This is a genomic window from Sphingobacterium sp. UBA2610, from assembly GCF_002339225.1.
Lineage (GTDB): Bacteria > Bacteroidota > Bacteroidia > Sphingobacteriales > Sphingobacteriaceae > Sphingobacterium > Sphingobacterium multivorum.
The window spans coordinates 197363-214714 of sequence record NZ_DDKA01000034.1; the positions used below are offsets into that span (position 1 = coordinate 197363).

The 17352-nt window shown below is 39.6% G+C and carries 8 protein-coding genes; all 8 read right to left on the reverse strand.

What is annotated here, in order from left to right; genetic code table 11:
* Window positions 1-99: 99 nt before the first annotated feature.
* The gene (locus tag B4Z47_RS23905; RefSeq protein ID WP_201639719.1) at window positions 100-1749 is read right to left on the reverse strand and encodes an ABC transporter permease; all 1650 of its coding nucleotides are present in this window, start codon (window positions 1747-1749) and stop codon (window positions 100-102) included.
* 303 nt (window positions 1750-2052) lie between these two features.
* Window positions 2053-2505, reverse strand: coding sequence for an ABC transporter permease (locus B4Z47_RS23910; protein ID WP_201639718.1), 453 nt, complete (start codon window positions 2503-2505; stop codon window positions 2053-2055).
* 33 nt (window positions 2506-2538) lie between these two features.
* Window positions 2539-4929 (reverse strand): ABC transporter permease, encoded by a 2391-nt coding sequence (locus B4Z47_RS23915; protein ID WP_286728081.1) that lies wholly within the window; start codon window positions 4927-4929, stop codon window positions 2539-2541.
* 51 nt (window positions 4930-4980) lie between these two features.
* On the reverse strand, window positions 4981-7374 hold the full coding sequence (locus tag B4Z47_RS23920) for an ABC transporter permease (protein ID WP_201639716.1): 2394 nt from the start codon (window positions 7372-7374) through the stop codon (window positions 4981-4983).
* A 100-nt stretch (window positions 7375-7474) separates the two neighbouring features.
* Window positions 7475-9865 (reverse strand): ABC transporter permease, encoded by a 2391-nt coding sequence (locus tag B4Z47_RS23925; RefSeq protein ID WP_286728083.1) that lies wholly within the window; start codon window positions 9863-9865, stop codon window positions 7475-7477.
* 215 nt (window positions 9866-10080) lie between these two features.
* Window positions 10081-12444, reverse strand: a complete 2364-nt coding sequence (locus B4Z47_RS23930) for an FtsX-like permease family protein (RefSeq protein WP_070566253.1) — start codon at window positions 12442-12444, stop codon at window positions 10081-10083.
* A 33-nt stretch (window positions 12445-12477) separates the two neighbouring features.
* Complete coding sequence (locus tag B4Z47_RS23935; protein WP_286728085.1) at window positions 12478-14859, reverse strand: ABC transporter permease; 2382 nt, start codon at window positions 14857-14859, stop codon at window positions 12478-12480.
* A 69-nt stretch (window positions 14860-14928) separates the two neighbouring features.
* Window positions 14929-17337 (reverse strand): ABC transporter permease, encoded by a 2409-nt coding sequence (locus B4Z47_RS23940; RefSeq protein WP_286728087.1) that lies wholly within the window; start codon window positions 17335-17337, stop codon window positions 14929-14931.
* Window positions 17338-17352 lie beyond the last annotated feature (15 nt).

A 17352-nucleotide genomic window follows, 5' to 3' on the forward strand; every position in this document is an offset into this window, starting at 1 on the left:
ATTATCCTGTTGATCATTAACGGATTGCATTCCTGATTCTTTTACTCGCTGTTCGATATCGGACAGTGCTTTGTCCATAGCTGAACAGACGAGTCTATTTCATTCATCACGTAGACTGTCGACAGGTTTTGTTAGGGCTGCGCGTATCGCTTGTGAACTTACTGTAATTAAAGCAATAAAAACGGCTAGCGCGCCTGCTAGTACAAACATCCACCATTGCATCTCAATACGGTATGCAAAATTTTCTAACCATTTGTGCATCATCCACCAAGCTAGGGGAGAAGAAATGACAATGGCAATGAGAACGAGTTTGACGAATTCAGTGGAAAGCATGCGTGTGATGTCGGGAACTGTAGCTCCAACAACTTTCCGGATCCCTATTTCCTTTTTGCGTTGATTGGCGGTAAAAATAGCCAAGCCAAATAAACCGAGGCAAGCCACAAAAATAGTCAGCCCCGCAAAGATACTCAGTAACTTACCCGTTTTCACTTCTGCTTGATAGGTTTGTGCGTATCGCTCATCCAGAAAGGAATAGCTGAATGGAATGTCTGTCGGAAAGGAACGATAGAGAGACGCTAATTTTTGAATGAGCTTCTCCATATCGGTTGTTTGTGTTTTAAGAATCAAACTCCCGGCTTGATCGCTAAGAACCATCACAAGCGGAGAGATCTGCTCATGCAAAGAACGAAAGTGGAAATCCTTAACGACACCAATAACACGATAGCTTTTGTTGTCTTTATTGGTTAATATTTTACCAAGGCTATGATTGTTCCAACCCAGATCTTTTGCTGCGGTTTCATTGATGATAACAGAAAGGCTATCATTACCAAATGTTTTTGCGAAATTCCGTCCTTCTTTAAGTTGCATACCCATAACAGGAATATATTCTTCATCAACATCGTAACGAATTGTTTTGACCCATTGATCAGTATTGCCATCTGGATAAATGAAAAAATTGTTGTTGTTGCTTTCTCCAGCAGGAAGATAGGACGAATGAGAGACATGCTTGATCCTGCTGTCTTGCATCAATAAATTATAATATGTCTTTTCGTTTTTTCCCAAAGGCCAGCTCGGTATAATAAGGACATTATCCTTATTATATCCAAGTTTAATATGACGCATATAATCCAGCTGCTGAACAACAACCACGGTTCCAAAGATAAGCCCGACAGAAATGATGAATTGAAATACAACAAGTCCGCTACGTAAATTAAAGCCTTTAGTCGAGCGGCTTATTTTCCCTTTTAATACCCGTAGCGGATTAAATGAGGATAGATATAACGCGGGATAGCTACTGGAAAATAGACCGACAATTAGACCAAAACCTAGTAAGATGGGGATGATTTTAGATATTTCAAGTTTTTGAATATCAATCTCTTTTCCGGAAATCTGATTAAATAGGGGGAGGGCAAGTAAAACAATTCCCAGAGCTATTCCTAAGGAAATATAAGTCAGGAGGACACCCTCTAGCATAAATTGTCGCATCAGGTTTTGCTTGTCAGCACCCAGTACTTTTCGTACGCCAACTTCCTTACATCGCTTAAAACCACTGGCTGTAGATAAATTCATAAAATTAATGGTGGCTATCAATAGCATAAAAAGTGCAATAGCGCTGAAGATGTAAACGTACCGTATATCCCCAGGGACACTGAGGTCATAGTTGAAATTCGAATGTAGATGGATATCTGTGAGCGGTTGTAGGTAAAGACCGATCTTATTTCCCGTTTTTTTGAATTCTTGGTAACTCATGCCAAAACCGGCCATAAATTATGTGGCAACATGTTTGTCGAATAGGGTGGCTAAGTTTTTTTCGAGCTTTTCACGTGATGCATTTTTTGAAAGAAGCGCATACGTATAGTATTCGGAGGTCATCCATGAATCTGAACGTGAATCTTCCAGTGCATCCAAAGAGGTAAATACATCAAAATGAAAATGGGAGTTTTGAGGAACATCTTTAATTACGCCAGTGATTTTGAGAATATTTGTATTGTCTTTGATGATGAGGTCTCGACCGACAACATCGTTTGTGCCGAAGTATTTTAAGGCGGTGGATTAGGATATCACTGCAGAATTAGGGGAAGAAATAGCTGTAGACAAATTCCCTTTAATAAAAGGGAGTGTGAAAATTTTGAAGAAAGAAGCATCCACGAAAGCCATTTTTTCTTCGTGGAAAACTTTATTATTGACGACAAATAGAGGCGATCCACCTATTCTTAGTCGTGCAGTTTCTTCAACTTCGGGCAGCTCTGACTTCATCGTCGAAGCTACAGGTGGCATTACATGTGCCTCATTGATCGTTCCGCCCTTAACCGTTCCTCTGAAAACAACACGTACAATACGGTCTGCATGCTCGTTGTAACGATCAAAACTAAATTCATCGGTCACATATAAGCTGATCAGAAGGCAGGTTGCAATGCCCATGGCCAACCCAACGATGTTGATAAACGAGGTAGAGAAATTGCGGGTTAAATTTCTCCATGCTATTTTTAAATTATTCTTGATCATATTGAGGCCCCCTCTATTACTATAAATGAATATTTACTCGTTTCGTAAGCTATCTACTGGATTGTTTAGTGCGGCACATATTGTTTGGAAATTGACAGTAATGATGCTGATCAAAAAGATGGCAAGCGCGGCAAGGATAAAGAACCACCATTGCACGCCCACATTGTACGCATAATCTTCAAGCCATTTTTTTGAAAAATACCCCGCTATTGGACTGGCAATAAAAATAGCCAAGGTGGATAAGATGAGATAATCTTTTGAAAAGAGACGTGATATGTCAAGCACTGTAGCGCCTAGTACTTTGCGTATGCCAATTTCTTTAGTACGCTGTTCGAGATTTTGCATAATCAATCCTGTAATTCCTAAGGCGGAGATCAACAATGTCAATGCACTGAATAGGATAAATAATTGCACTTGCTTGTTCTCTTTTTCATATTGTTTTGCAATCAACTCATCTATCCAATGGAAGGAAACGTGTTTATCAGGATAGGTATTTTGTATAATTTGAGATACCGATCGAAAGATTTGTTGTTCTTGTCCTTTCCCTACTTTTATCAGAATATTGCCGCTTCCGTTAAAATCTTTTGCCAAAATTACTGTTGGTACTATTTTGCTACGAAAAGACTCACTATGGAAATCTTTAATGATTCCGACGGGCATAATTTGAAGGTCTTTATACAGGATACCGAGTTTGTTTATCCCAAGCTTTTTTGCCGTACTTTCGGTCACAAGGGCATTATTGATACCTTCATCTTCTCCCAGATCCATTTCAACATGCGTATAATCTTCAGGAGTCAATAATCGACCTTTAACCAGCTGGATTCCCAAAGTCTTGGGCAAATCGACATCGCCACCGATGAAACTGACTTGGATATTTTTCCCTGGATCGTCCTTGTCAACGATTGTCTTGGCAAGGTAGCCTGACCCGATTGTCGGCGTCCAGGCAGCGACGCTGACCGATTCAACCCCAGTAAGTTGACCAATTCGATCTTTTATATTTGTATTTTGTGTACCCTTATTGAAATAGTCGATGTTTAGCACATTTTTGACTTCCATTCCCAAGGGAGCTGCTTGCATATAACTGAGTTGGGACTTGATTGTTATAAGGCCAATGATGACGATAATGGCAATGCTAAACTGTGTAGTGATAAGCATTTTTTTGATAAAGACTTCCGCATGGGGAATTTTTGATAGCTTATTTTTTAAGGCATCTGAACTCTTAATACCAGAGATCAGCCATGCAGGATAAAAACCAATTAGCAGGCCGAGGGCGATTGATGTCGTCATAAAGGCCAATAGCAACGGGAGCTGTATGGATTTAATATAAGCGAGATCATAGCCTATAAAGTGTTCCAGTTGGGACAATCCAAGTCTAAAAAGTACCAAACTACATAACGCAGAAATAAAAAACAGTAGGATTGTTTCTAACAGCATTCGTCTGATCATCTGGGCTCGGCTGGCCCCCAATACTTTATGTATATGAAGTGCTCTTAATTTTTTAACTGTTCTTACAGCGTAAATATTAATAAAATTGATAAAGGAAATAATAAAGACCAAAACGGCAACACCCACAAATATGTTTGTTGTTTTTTGGTTGCCGCTGATATCTGCACTGCCTAATGGCTCCATATATATATCCTGAATAGGCTGCAGGCGAAATGAAGTCACATGTTTTGTGTTAGGACTGAGGTATCCTTTATACCAATGATTTAGTTTCTGCTCGAGATCTATTCTTGGTGTCCCGGGTTTTAGTTGTACAAATTGTTCGGTGTAGTAGCCTGAGCCATCTTTGCTTAATTCCATCGATATTTTGGGGACTAAAGCAATGGCGGAAGCTCTGAGCGTTGAATTATAAGGAAGAATATCCATAACACCCGTGATGATATAATCGGATGGCTTATCGGTATAGGGGTCGGCACTTTGGATGACTTTGCCGATGACATTTTCGTTCTTAAAGTACTTTTCTTTGAATTCTTTGCCGATGAGCAAGTTTGTTTTTCCTTGGACCAGCTGTTTGGGATTGCCTTCGAGAACCTTGATGCTCAACATATCCAAGATATTTATTTCCGACTCCAAAACCTGTATGCCTATGGGCTGTGCTGAGCTTGCATGCGGTTTTAAATAATATTTTCTGGATTCTATCCGAGCCTCATGTTGAATCTCCGGAAATACTTGTTTGAGTTCCGTACTTAAATTAACGAATGTCCTGGACATTTGGCGTTCAAGGCCAGCCGTTGAATCTATCGTGACAATCCGAAAGAGATGATCCGCATTTTTCCAGCTTTTGTCGTACGAATTTTCCTCAATGACAAGAGCGAATACAAGAAGACACAAGGAGAACCCAATACTTAGACCCAAGATATTGATCCAGGTATATTGTCGTTTGACAATGATGCTGCGAAGAGCAAGTTTGAATGAATTCATAGTCTTCTATCTGGTTTTAAGCTATCGAAAAAAATGTTGTTTGACTTTAAGCTACTCATCACGTAAGCTATCGACAGGATTACCCAGTGCAGCCTTAATTGCTTGATAGCTTATCGTGGCCATACTGATCAGAATAGCCAATAGTCCAGCAATGACAAAGTAATACCACTGTATCTCAATTCGATAGCTGTAATCTTGTAACCATTTATCCATGGCCCACCAAGCAATAGGTGTGGCGATAAAAATTGCGACCACAACAAGCTTAATAAAATCGATTGAAAGTAAAGAAGTTACTTGGGTGACACTTGCTCCAAGAACTTTGCGGACAGCAATTTCTTTCATGCGCGTTTCGGCCATATAGGCGATTAATGCCAATAAACCAAGACAGGATATAAAGATCGTCAATCCTGCAAAGATCATGGCTAGCGTACCTATAGCTTTTGTCTCTTTAAATTTTTCTTCGTAGGTCTTGTCAATGAATTGATATTCAAAAGGATAGTCTGGGTTGAACTTTTTAAAGATGGACTCAATCGTTTTTAAGTTGTCTCCGATGTCATTGTTTGGATTTAAACGATAATGGATCGTTGTAAACCAGGCTTGCGGTCCTAATATCACCATGGGTTTATTGTCTCCAAATGGCGATCCCATAATGAAATCTTTGACCACCCCAACTACGGTCCATTTTGTTCCATCACCATCCACAATGCTATTGACCGGGTTTTTGAGGTGCAAACTTTTTACCGCGGATTCATTTAAAATCAAAGCAGTACTGTCTGTCGCAAACTTGTAAATATCGATATCCCGCCCCTGTATAAGAGTTAGGCCTAGATTTTTTACGGCATCTGCATCGGTACTAAAACGGTTATAGGAAATGCGTTTGTCCTGTTCCGTTGGTGTCCCAGACGTAAATCCCCAGCCATTGCTATAGAAATCGGTTACTGGCGACATATTTTTTGATACAGAAACAACTGCGTTGCTGGCTAGTAATTCGTCGCGTAAAATTTTATAATTCTTTTCTAAGTCACCTTTGATACTGCTATAAAGCAACCCATTTTCATTATAACCACGGTCGCGCTGTTTAGTGTACTGGATTTGTTTGGCGACAATGACCGTTGCGATAATCAATATAATCGCGAGACTGAATTGAATGACCACTAAGATGGAGCGAATACTAAGACCCCTCGTTTTAGAAACGAATTTCCCCTTCAACGTTTTGATAGGTTGAAAGGAAGAAAGGAAAAAGGCGGGATAGGTGCCGGCTAATATACCTGTAAATAAAGCAAAGCCAATTAAAAATAGCCAGGTTGGTAAGTTTAATAACGATAGGCTAAGCTGTTTTCCGACAAGCTCGTTAAAGAATGGCAGGACAATAAAAACAAGTATCGTCGCGAGTACCATGCCGATTAGGCTGATCAATATGCTTTCAACGAGGAACTGCGCCATTAGGCTTGTCTTATTTGCGCCAATTACTTTGCGGACACCGACTTCTTTCGCACGGCGTTCGGAACGTGCCGTACTCAAATTCATAAAATTGATGCTTGCCACCAATAAAATAAATACACCAATCCAAGCAAATAGCTTGACGATATCGATACGTCCGGACGTATAATTTCCTCCTTTTCCGCTATTGTAAAGAAACGAATCGGGATAGGGAAAAGCAAAGATCTCACCCGTATTTCTAGCCGATTGGTAACCGGCAGCCTTATTACTTGCATTGATATGATCTCTCAGATAGGTTCTGATTTTGCTGTTAAACGCGGTAAGTGAGACACCTTTTTTTAGGAGCACATAGTTGGTTAATGAATTATTGCTCCAGTTATCATCCACGTAACCAATTATTTTTGCATATTCAAATGGTAGGAGAATATCAAATTTGAAACTTGAATTACTCGGAAGGTCTTTAAGTACCGCCTGTACGGAAACCTGATTAACAGAGTCTATCCGAACTGATTTTCCAATAGGATCTTCGCTGCCAAATAAAGCCTTGGCATAGCTTTCTGTGAGAACAAGGCCTTTAGGGTTATCAAATCTAATATTCTGTTCTCCTTTCACAAAAGGCAAAGAAAACATCTTGAAAAAACCAGGATCGATGAAAACAGTATTTGCGATCAGTTTTTTATCCTTGAATGTCGTTAGAAATTGGCCGCTCTCATTATATCTGGTAAAAGTTTCTATATCTGGAAAATCGGCGGACAAGGAGGGACCTAATATTTTAGGAGTGAAGGCCCAAGCTGATTTATCGCCCTGAAATTCGTCTCGATTACTCAATACATGCAGGCGATCACCCTTTTCATGAAAGCGGTCCATGGTTAACATGTTTTGCAACCAAAGTGCTATAAGTAATGCTCCGGCCATGCCGATCGCCAATCCGATGATGTTAATCAAAGAGAAGGATTTGTTTTTCATCAGGTTGCGCCATGCTATTTTGATATAATTTTTAAGCATATTTGTCGTATTGGTTATTGCTAAATAGAAAAAACTTGAATTTTAAAGGTCCAGCTTGTTATTTATCAGGTGTCTTTATTTTTAATAGCTACTAAAACAATTACTCATCTCTTAAACTATCAACCGGGTTTAGAATCGCAGCTTTTATGGTTTGAAAACTAATGGTGATAAATGATACCAATAATGCGCTTATCGCCGCCACAATAAATACCCACCAGTCTAGCGTGATGTGGTAAGCAAAATTCTCTACCCAGCGGTGCATGGCATACCAGGCTAAGGGTACACTGATCAATACAGCACACAGGACGAGGGCCATAAAGTCAACACTCAATATGTTGACAATCTTGATCGTTGAAGCACCTAATACTTTACGGATACCGATCTCTTTAAAGCGTTGTTGTACAGCATAAGCTGATAGGGCAAAAAGGCCCATACAAGCGATAGCAATTGTAATGATGGAAAATAACTGCATTACCCGTGTTGTTTGCTGATCTTTGAGATATAATTTGTTATAGTCGTCATTGAGAAAATGATATTCAAAGCTGTTTTTTGAATCAATATCTTTGATGACAGCTCTTATCTGCGCAAGAGCATCTTTTATCGGCGACGTCGGATTGAGTCGAATGAAAATATTACCGAAATAATCATATTCAGGAAAAAGCACAATTGGTTTGACTTCGTTATGTAATGACGCAAAGTTAAAACTCGCAACGACTTGTTTGATGCTGCCCTTACGCCCATTCAAGTTGATTTTCTTTCCAATAGCCTGTTCAGGAGTAAAACCCATGGCGGATGCAGCAAGTGTATTCACTATAAAACCATATTCTGGTGAAATAGTGTCTTTTGCGCGCAAAATGTCCGCGTCTGACAACGGTGCACCGGCAACAGATGGAATATGGAAAACGGATACGAAATCTTTTTCAATCGGAATTGCAGTGACATTCATATCAAAATCATTGGGTTGGCCTTCTACTTCACTGATGCTGTAGCCACCTTGGATATTGACGGGGTTGTCATACGAAGCGGTAACCCCCTGGACACTGTTGAGCTGCATTAACTTTTCTTTTAATAGCTGCCTTTCTTTATCTTGCCATCCTCGGCCATCGATGACAAGCATATCAGAGCGATCTAACCCGGTATTCTTAGACTGGATAAAATCCATCTGTCTACTCGCAAATAAGGTACAGATAATAAAAAATATAGAGATACTGAATTGAAAAGTAACGAGCACCTTGCTTAAAGATAGGCCACGTAGTTTTTCAGTTAATTTTCGCTTGAAAATAGAAATAGGCTTTGAACTGGCAATTGAATAGGCTGGCCAGCCACCTGACAAAAGCGTCAGCAAGGCTATGAAAACAAGTAAAATTGTATAAAACCGAGGGTCTGTCCATACGGTTAATTTCATTTCGGCCCCCATAAATGAACTGAACACGGGCAACAAGAGTACCGTAGTCAGAAGGCTAAATACAACAGCTAGAAAAACCATCAGGCTACATTCAAAAAAGAACTGGAAGAATATCGTTTTCTTTGCTGCACCCAAAACTTTCTTGACACCGATTTCTTTCTTGCGTTCAAGCGCATGTGCTAAGACCAAATTTGTAAAATTGATGCAGGTTAAAATAATAAGTGCAGCACCTAATGCCAATAAAATATAGATATAAGTGATGTTTCCCGTACCTGCTGCTTTGGAGTGAAGATGGATATCGGTCAGCTTTTCCAGGACGAATCGAAATTGATAGCCTTGTTTTGTTGCTTCGGCGAATTTTGATTTTGTCATTTGGTCCAATTTCTGTTGGATCGAACCGACCTGATCTTTGTTTTTTAGGAGCGCTATGGTTATATCATTTGCAGATGACCAAGCCATTTCTTTGTAGCGTTCTAATCCTTTGTTGGAAAGGAGCGCAGAGAAGTTCAACTGTGTATTTGTGGGCAAGTCTGCGATGATACCTGTGATTTTCCAGTTGACTTTGTCAATGGATAGTGTCTGACCGATGGCCGACTGATTGGGGAAATATTTCGCTGCGAGTTTTTTTGTTAAGACAATCTGATTTGGTTCTGCTAAGGCTGATCGTGAATCACCTTCGAGAAAGGTATAACCTAAAGTTTTAAAAACATTCTGGTCAGCATACAGTAGGCCTTTTTCAGTTATTAGTGCCTCTTTGGATTCTATTTTGCCGCCTTTGGAATAGCCGTATAATCTGGTTGCCTGTTCTACATCCGGAAATTCAGCCTGCAACGTAGGAGCTAAGCCTGTCGGTGTTACGGCAGAATTTACTTCTTCCGTGCTATTGGGTGCTTTATAGGTGAGGCTAATATAAGTCAGGCGGTCCGCATTGGGAAGGAAACGCTCATAACTGGATTCATGATAGATGTACGCTGCCAACAATAGGAAACATGTTATTCCGATGCTGAGGCCAAACATATTTAAAAGAGAAAATCCTTTGTTTTTTCTGATATTCCGCCAAGCAATTTTAAAATAGTTCTTTAACATGGTTATGAGCATTTATACTGTTAATTAGGCTATATTCTTGTCACTTAGCTCGCTTTAGTAGAAGGCTCCGTTATTCGAAAAATAGCAAAGCCAAGTAGTTCAATTCGTTTGCCATAAATATAATGTATTGATTTTTAGGCTTTTGTTGTGTTTTTATAGCGGTTTTAAATGTTCGGAAACGGACAGTATAGTGTCCGTCCCCGAACAAATTGGTATTATTCGCTTCTTAAGGTTTTTACAGGATTTGCTAATGTTGCTTTAATCGCTTGGTAACTAACGGTTAATAAGGTGATGATTAGGGCGGTTAAGCCTGTGATAGCAAAGACCGTCCATGTAATTGATATGCGGTAGACATAATCTTCGAGCCATGATTCCATTAGCAGATAGGCTAAAGGGGCTGCGAGTAAAAAGCCAATGCCTGTGAGCCAAATGTATTCTGTGGAAAGTAGTCGCCACAAGCCAAGTTCTGATGCGCCCAATACTTTACGAATGCCAATTTCTTTTTCTCGTTGCTCCGTAAGAAAGGAAACCAGCGCGTAGAGACCAAGACATGAAATGAGTATGGCCAACCCTGTAAATAAACTGGTTAAGCTCTTGATCATTTCCATCTGTTGAAACTCTTTGGCATATTCCTGATCCGTAAAGGTATAATCAAAAATAAGATCAGGATCTATGCGGTTGAATGCTGTGGCAATAGCTTTTAGGTTTTGTTTGACATCTTGATTTTCATCCAGTTGAAGCGTGATTTTATTCTTTGGTAAAAATTTTAGAAAATAAGCCGTCGGTGTAATGGATTTGAACGGCGATTCGGACAGCGTGTTCTGGATAATACCCACGATATGGTAATTAATACCGGCACGTGAAAGTTGTTTGCTGTTTAGGTCGGTAACTCCCATAAATTTGGCCGCAGCTTCGTTCAGAATAACAGCTGTTGAATCTGTTTTGAAATCTTTTGAAAAATTGCGTCCTTTTATAAAGTTCCATTGTACAGTATTAGCAAAGTTTTCATCCACGGTGAAGATCCCCATGATCGCACCGTCCCTGGTATCATTGCCCTGCCAATTAAAGCCACCACCCGTTAAGGATAGGTGGTTGACAAAGTTGGAAGAAAGGGAAGCATCTTTAACTAAACGCTGACCGATCAACTCTTTTCTAAGGACATCAAAGTTTTTGACGATAGTTGAATTGGATGAAGTAATGTTTATCAAATTTGAACCTTTATAACCTATTGGGCGGTCCTTGGTATAATGCAGTTGTTGAATCACCAGATAAGTGGATATCATCAGGAAAATAGAAATCGCAAATTGCACGATGACCATTGCCTTTCTACTTCTTGATCCGCCTTTTCGGTTGTTGATCTTACCTTTAAGTGCAAGAATAGGATTAAAGGCCGATAGAAATAATGCCGGATACATACCCGCTAAAAGCCCTATAACGCCTATTCCTAATAAAGAATAGCCATAAAAACGAATATCCGCAAAAGGTATATGCAATGAAGTGTGTGTAATCGTTTTGACCCAAGGCAAAAGCAATGTAGCGAATAGAACAGCGATCAAAAATGCGCAGGCTACCGCTAGGATTGACTCAACAAGAAAGCCTGCAATAAGCTGCCGGCGGTTGACACCAACCGATTTTAAAACCCCGATTTCTTTTCCTCTTTTCAGGCTTCTCGCCGTACTCAAGTTAATAAAATTAATACTGGCCAATAAAATAATGAATACGCTTATCCAAACAAACATCCATACATATTGAATCTGCCCGCCGACGTTCTTTCCATTTTTAAATGAATCGTATAAATGCCATTTGGACATCGCATGTAACAGGATTTCAGGTTTTATATCCGTCAGTTTTTTGTTGATGATATTTGTTAGTTTATTTTCCAAAGCGGGAACAAAGGCAGCATTTTCGATCTTAGCGAAAGTGCTGAAATAACAGCTGGACCAGCTTTCTTCAATACCTTGGTCTTTAGCAAGATAATCGACAAACGGCAATACATAATCTAAGCCATAAAAAGTGTTGTTTTCAGGAATATCTTTATAAACGCCCTGAACAGTATATTGTTCTTTACCATTCAATTGGAGCGTTTTCCCGATAACACTTGTCTGATTGAACAGTCGTTTTGCTAAGGATTCGGAAATTATGATGGTCGATGGATTGCCCGGTGTGGTACTATTTCCTTCTAAAGATTCGAGGGAAAATAATTCGGCGAATTTTCCCATGGCATAGAATCCCGGTGCATTAAGCTTTTTATCACCTACTTTAAGATTGTTGCTTTCCATATTGGTGACCAAAGTGGCATCTGCCATCTCATTTTTGAAATCAGACGCGATTGTTTTGACCAAGGGAATAGGGGTGGAGCGATCAGTAGATTTCTCATCATTGAAGGTTCCAGTCATCATGACCTGATAAATATGTTGATAATTGCTGTAATGCTTATCAAAAGAAAATTGTTTCAGTACCCATAATGTACTTATCAGGGCAACAGTAAACCCCAGTGCTAACCCCAAAATATTTATTGTTGTGTTTAAGGGACTGCGCTTCAAATTTCTCAGCGCTGCTTTTAGGAATAATCGAATCATTTTATGCTGTTGTTTTTGGTTCTCAAATATAAACTATTCATCGTGCAAACTTTTCACAGGATTGGCGTATGCCGCTTTAATGGATTGGAAACTCACCGTAAATAATGCAATAGCAATGGTTATCCCCGCCGCATATAGAAATATGGTGAATGGGAGCGTCGTTCTAAAGGCAAAACCATCGAGCCAATTTATACTGAAATATACAGCAATTGGTATTGCGATGACATTGGCCAAAATGACTAAGAGTAGAAATTCCTTGTTTAATAATTGCATAATGCTAAATACCGTTGCGCCAAGGACCTTTCTGATACCAATTTCTTTGGTCCTAACTTGTGCAGTATAGGTACATAGTCCTAAGAGTCCTAAGCAGGAGATGACGATGGCGATCAGGGCAAAAAAATTGAATAAAGAGCCTTGTTTCTGCTCATTCGTATATTGCTTTTGATAGCTTTCGTCCAGGAAGCTGTAGTTCATAGGCATATCATCATAATAACTTTTCCAGATGTGTTGCAAGGAGTTTAATGCGGATTTTGTACCAGAAGTTGTTGTTTTGATGTATAGCTGCCAGCAATCTTTTGGGCTATATTGAAAGACCATCGGCTCGATCTTTTGTCTAGCGCTCGCATAATTAAAATCTTTTACAACCCCAATAATAGTTCCCGGAACTGTTCGAATGCGTAAACGTGTGCCAATAGGATCTTTTAAACCCATTTCCCGTACTGCCGTTTCATTACGAATGAAATGTGTTGAATCTGCTATGGAGCCTGTGAAATTACGACCTTGTGTTAGTTTTATCTTAAAAAAGTTGAGTGCAGATTGATCAGAATAGGTCATATTGAACCAGAGATTGGATTTGCTGGGCTTTCCTTCCCAATCGTTGTCTCCAGTTGAAGCTCCACCATAAACCATATCCCGGCCAAGACGGATAACATCATCAATATCCTTGTTTTTTAGAAGTTCGGTTTTGACAGCATCAAAATGTTTGGACATTTTTGGTGCCATAGCAACGGAAATAATATGATCCTTTTCGTAGCCTAAATTTTGATGTTTTATAAAATCCAATTGGCGACCGATAACAATTGTTAAAGTGATAAGGATGATGGAAACAGTGAACTGCAGGACAACCAGTATTTTTCGTGCACTGGAATTTTTTATGGTAAACCGGCCTTTAAGTACTTTAATCGGATCAAATCTCGATAAAAGCAGGGCAGGATATACACTTGTAAGTACAAGTGTTCCTAAAAGCATGAGCAGTAGGCTTATCCATAACGTAGGATTAAAGAGCTGTAGGGAAATCTGCTTCCCCGAGAAATTATTAAACAAAGGGAGGCCAATAAATACTAGCGCAAGTGCCAATGTTGATGCAATGACAAATAGTATGGTTGTTTCCAATATAAATTGGAAAAAAAGTTCCTTTTTACCAGCGCCGATAACTTTACGTATCCCCACTTCTTTTGCGCGCGACAACGACCGTGCAGTAGAAAGATTGATATAGTTAATACTTGCGATAACAAGAATCATAATCGCTACGCCTATAAAAACTCGAACATTGTCAATTCCTGCATCACTACCATCCATTTGGTAGAGATGCACCTTTGCGAGTGCTTGTGTAACGTAGGGGACAGGGGCATCCTCAGGTTTATTCCTTTCGTGTATCGCCTGTAGCTTTTTTGAAACTGTGGCAAGATTTGCATCAGGCCTCAGTTGGAGATAAGTTTCGAATGAAAAATTGGACCAATCTTCATCCATGGAAGATAAAAAGGTCTTATTATCATAGGTCGTTTTGTTTTTAATGTAAGCCTGTTCGTTAAATCTCGAAATGGGGAGCAGAACCTGAAATTGAAAAGTAGAGTTTTCTGGATAATCAGCAATGACACCTGATACAACACAAAGGTCCTCGATACCCAATGTCACAGTTTTTCCAATTGGATTTTCATCACCGAAGTACCGACGTGCCGTACGTTGCGTAAGTACAATGGAATTGTTGTCGGGGAAGGGTTGTTTTGAATTGCCCTGTAGTAGTGGAAAATCGAAAACCGTAAAATAACTGGGGTCTACAAATGCAAAGTTCTTTTCATTAAATCTCTTCTCTTTATATTTAAGTGCAGCATCTCCAATTTTGAAAATACGGACTGCATCCTGGACTTCAGGAATTTCCTTTTTTGCGAAACTTCCTAGGGGAGCAATGATGGATCCAAAGATTCGTTTTGATATCCCAGTTCCTCCTTCTATTCCAATTTTGTAGATGGAATGCTGATTTTTATGGAACCGGTCAAAGGACAACTCGTCTTGTATCCACAGCAATAAGAATATCCCCACAACCATTCCTGCTGTTAATCCTAAAATATTAATGGCGCTGTAGAATTTATTAGAAAAAATACTTCGCCACGCGGTTTTGATGAAGTTCTTTATCATTGTTATGGGGTTTTAAGTTCTTAATATATGTTATGCACAGGAGTACGCTTATTGCTTTTACCCGCTGATTTATTCATCCCTTAGACTATTGATCGGATTTGCTTTTGCTGCAAAGACACTTTTGGTTGATAATACAAGACTTGCAAATGCAATCAAGCCCAGTGCAGACAGTCCAAAAATCCAGGGACTTATCGTGGTTCGATAAACAAATTCATTGAGCCAGCTCTGCATAAAATAATAAGCAATTGGAAAGGCTACTAGACAGGCTATTGCAACCAATGATAGCAAATTCCGAAGCAGTAGAAAGGTTATCTGGAAAACAGATGCCCCCAATACTTTACGGATTCCAATTTCCTTTGTGCGTTGATTTGCCGTAAATATGGCTAATCCAAATAAACCTAGGCCAGCAATCAGGATTGAAAGCCCTACTGCCCATGATAGAAGCTTAGAAAGCTGTTTTTCTTGGGTGTAGAAATTTTGGACGACATCATCCAAAAATTTCAGATCCAGTTCGTCGTCTGGAAAGACCGATTTATAATTAGCCGTTATTTTATCAATGGTATTTTTCCAGTTTTCGGGATGCGATTGGTCCAATGCAATATGGAGTACGTATCCTTCCTTACTGCCTGTATACAAGACTGGTTTAACCGCCTGTCGGGCAGAGGCTAGATCAAAATCCTCCATTACACCAACGATGATATTCTGCCCATTTTCGAAAGTTTTACCAATGGCATCCTGGGGATCTTTGATATGCAGTAGCTCAAGTCCTTTTCTATTGATCAGCATTTCACTGGTTGAATCCAGTAAACGTATATTCCTTCCTGCCAGAAGTGGAATTTGATAGACTTCCAAATAATTTTCATCACCTGAGCGGCTATCGAATGTTAGCGATTCCTTTGTTGGCGACTGATCATAAGTGATTCCTGTGGTCATCCAGCCGTTCATCGCGGGTGCAATGTTCCCAAAACTAATCGCTTTGATATCCGGCAATTTTTTGAGCTCATTTTTAAGCACGAGACCTTTTGTAGAATTTTGGAAAGCTCCAGGAATATTGATGTTGACGATCGCGTCTTTCTGAAAACCCATGTCTCGATGGGAGACGTAATTGATCTGCCGCACGACAACGAGTACACAAATCAGAAAAGCCTGAGCTAAGACAAATTGGAAAATAGTCAGTGCTTTGCGGACCCATACGCTTCGGGAAAGATTGGTGTTTTTTCCAAGCTGGTTTTTGAGTGCCAATACAGGAGCGTATCCTGTCAATACCCAAGCTGGATAAAACCCCGCAAGAATGGTGACCACGATAAGCTGCCCGAATAAGAATAAAAGAATAACGGTTTTGTCTAAACGGTCTAAACTTAAGTTTTTGGGAATAAATCCTTCAAAAACATGTAAGAACAAAGGAAGCAATAAAACCGCGAGTATTGTCGCCGATAAGGTAATCAGAAATGTCTCTAGTAAGAATTGTTTAATTAATGTTGCCTTAGAGCTACCCAATGTCTTGCGAATACCCACTTCTTTAGCTCTTTCGATGGATTGTGCTGTGGATAAATTGATAAAATTTACCGCCCCTAGGGCTAACAGGAAGAATGCCAGTAAAATGAGGTTGCGAAGTGCTTCTGGATGAGTCGCTTCATAATTAAATCGCGTGTCGAAATGAACATCAGATAAGGCTTGTAATTCAAGTTTATCGTTGATTTTTTCACCTTCTTTGTATTTGTATTTTTTAAGGAGATTAGCAATATTCCGTTCCAGAAGACGCGGATTGCTGTGTGCTTTTGTCTTGATGAGTACCTGATGTGAATCAGAGATGCTGTTCCAAGCTTCCCAACTATACATCTTCTTTAGGTTGTTGTCTTGGACGATGGTCGCATCAGCGATGAAACTATCAAAATTAAAATCCGAATTATGTTGTGGATTTTCGATTACACCAGCGACCTGAAGTGGGATACTATCTGCATAGATGATGGTTTTGCCAATTACATTTGCAGGCAGTTCTTTTCCATAAAACTTTTCTAGTGTTTTCTGTGTAAGGATAATATTTCCGGATGAATTCAAAGCCTTAGGACTTCCAGCCAACCATTTCGAAGGGAAAATATCGAAGTATTGACTGTTGGTAAAAGCCATCTTTTGCTCTTTTGGAAAAGTTTGGAATTTATCCGTCGCGGTTGAAACTTTTAGTTTGGGAATATGGCTTCGATAAATGGGGGCTACTGCTTCTAAGTTCGGTAATTCCGATTCCATGGTACGAACCAATGGTACGTAAACACCGGCATTTTTAAATTCACCATTATTGACAACACGATAGACCTGTCCTTGATTTGGAACGTGTTTATCAAAACTGTAGTCGTATTGGATCATTAAGAAAATAACCAGCGTCGCCGTAATGCCAATCGCGAGACTAGTGATATTGATAAACGTGATCAACTTATGTTTTTTTAAAAAACGATAGGCTGTTTTAAGTGAATTTCTAATCATTGTTATTTCGTTTTT

Coding starts and splice junctions, on each gene's coding strand:
- B4Z47_RS23915 (WP_286728081.1), bottom strand. CDS start 4,929: ATGAATTCATTCAAACTTGCTCTTCGCAGCATCATTGTCAAACGACAA.
- B4Z47_RS23930 (WP_070566253.1), bottom strand. CDS start 12,444: ATGATTCGATTATTCCTAAAAGCAGCGCTGAGAAATTTGAAGCGCAGT.
- B4Z47_RS23925 (WP_286728083.1), bottom strand. CDS start 9,865: ATGTTAAAGAACTATTTTAAAATTGCTTGGCGGAATATCAGAAAAAAC.
- B4Z47_RS23920 (WP_201639716.1), bottom strand. CDS start 7,374: ATGCTTAAAAATTATATCAAAATAGCATGGCGCAACCTGATGAAAAAC.
- B4Z47_RS23905 (WP_201639719.1), bottom strand. CDS start 1,749: ATGAGTTACCAAGAATTCAAAAAAACGGGAAATAAGATCGGTCTTTAC.
- B4Z47_RS23935 (WP_286728085.1), bottom strand. CDS start 14,859: ATGATAAAGAACTTCATCAAAACCGCGTGGCGAAGTATTTTTTCTAAT.
- B4Z47_RS23940 (WP_286728087.1), bottom strand. CDS start 17,337: ATGATTAGAAATTCACTTAAAACAGCCTATCGTTTTTTAAAAAAACAT.
- B4Z47_RS23910 (WP_201639718.1), bottom strand. CDS start 2,505: ATGATCAAGAATAATTTAAAAATAGCATGGAGAAATTTAACCCGCAAT.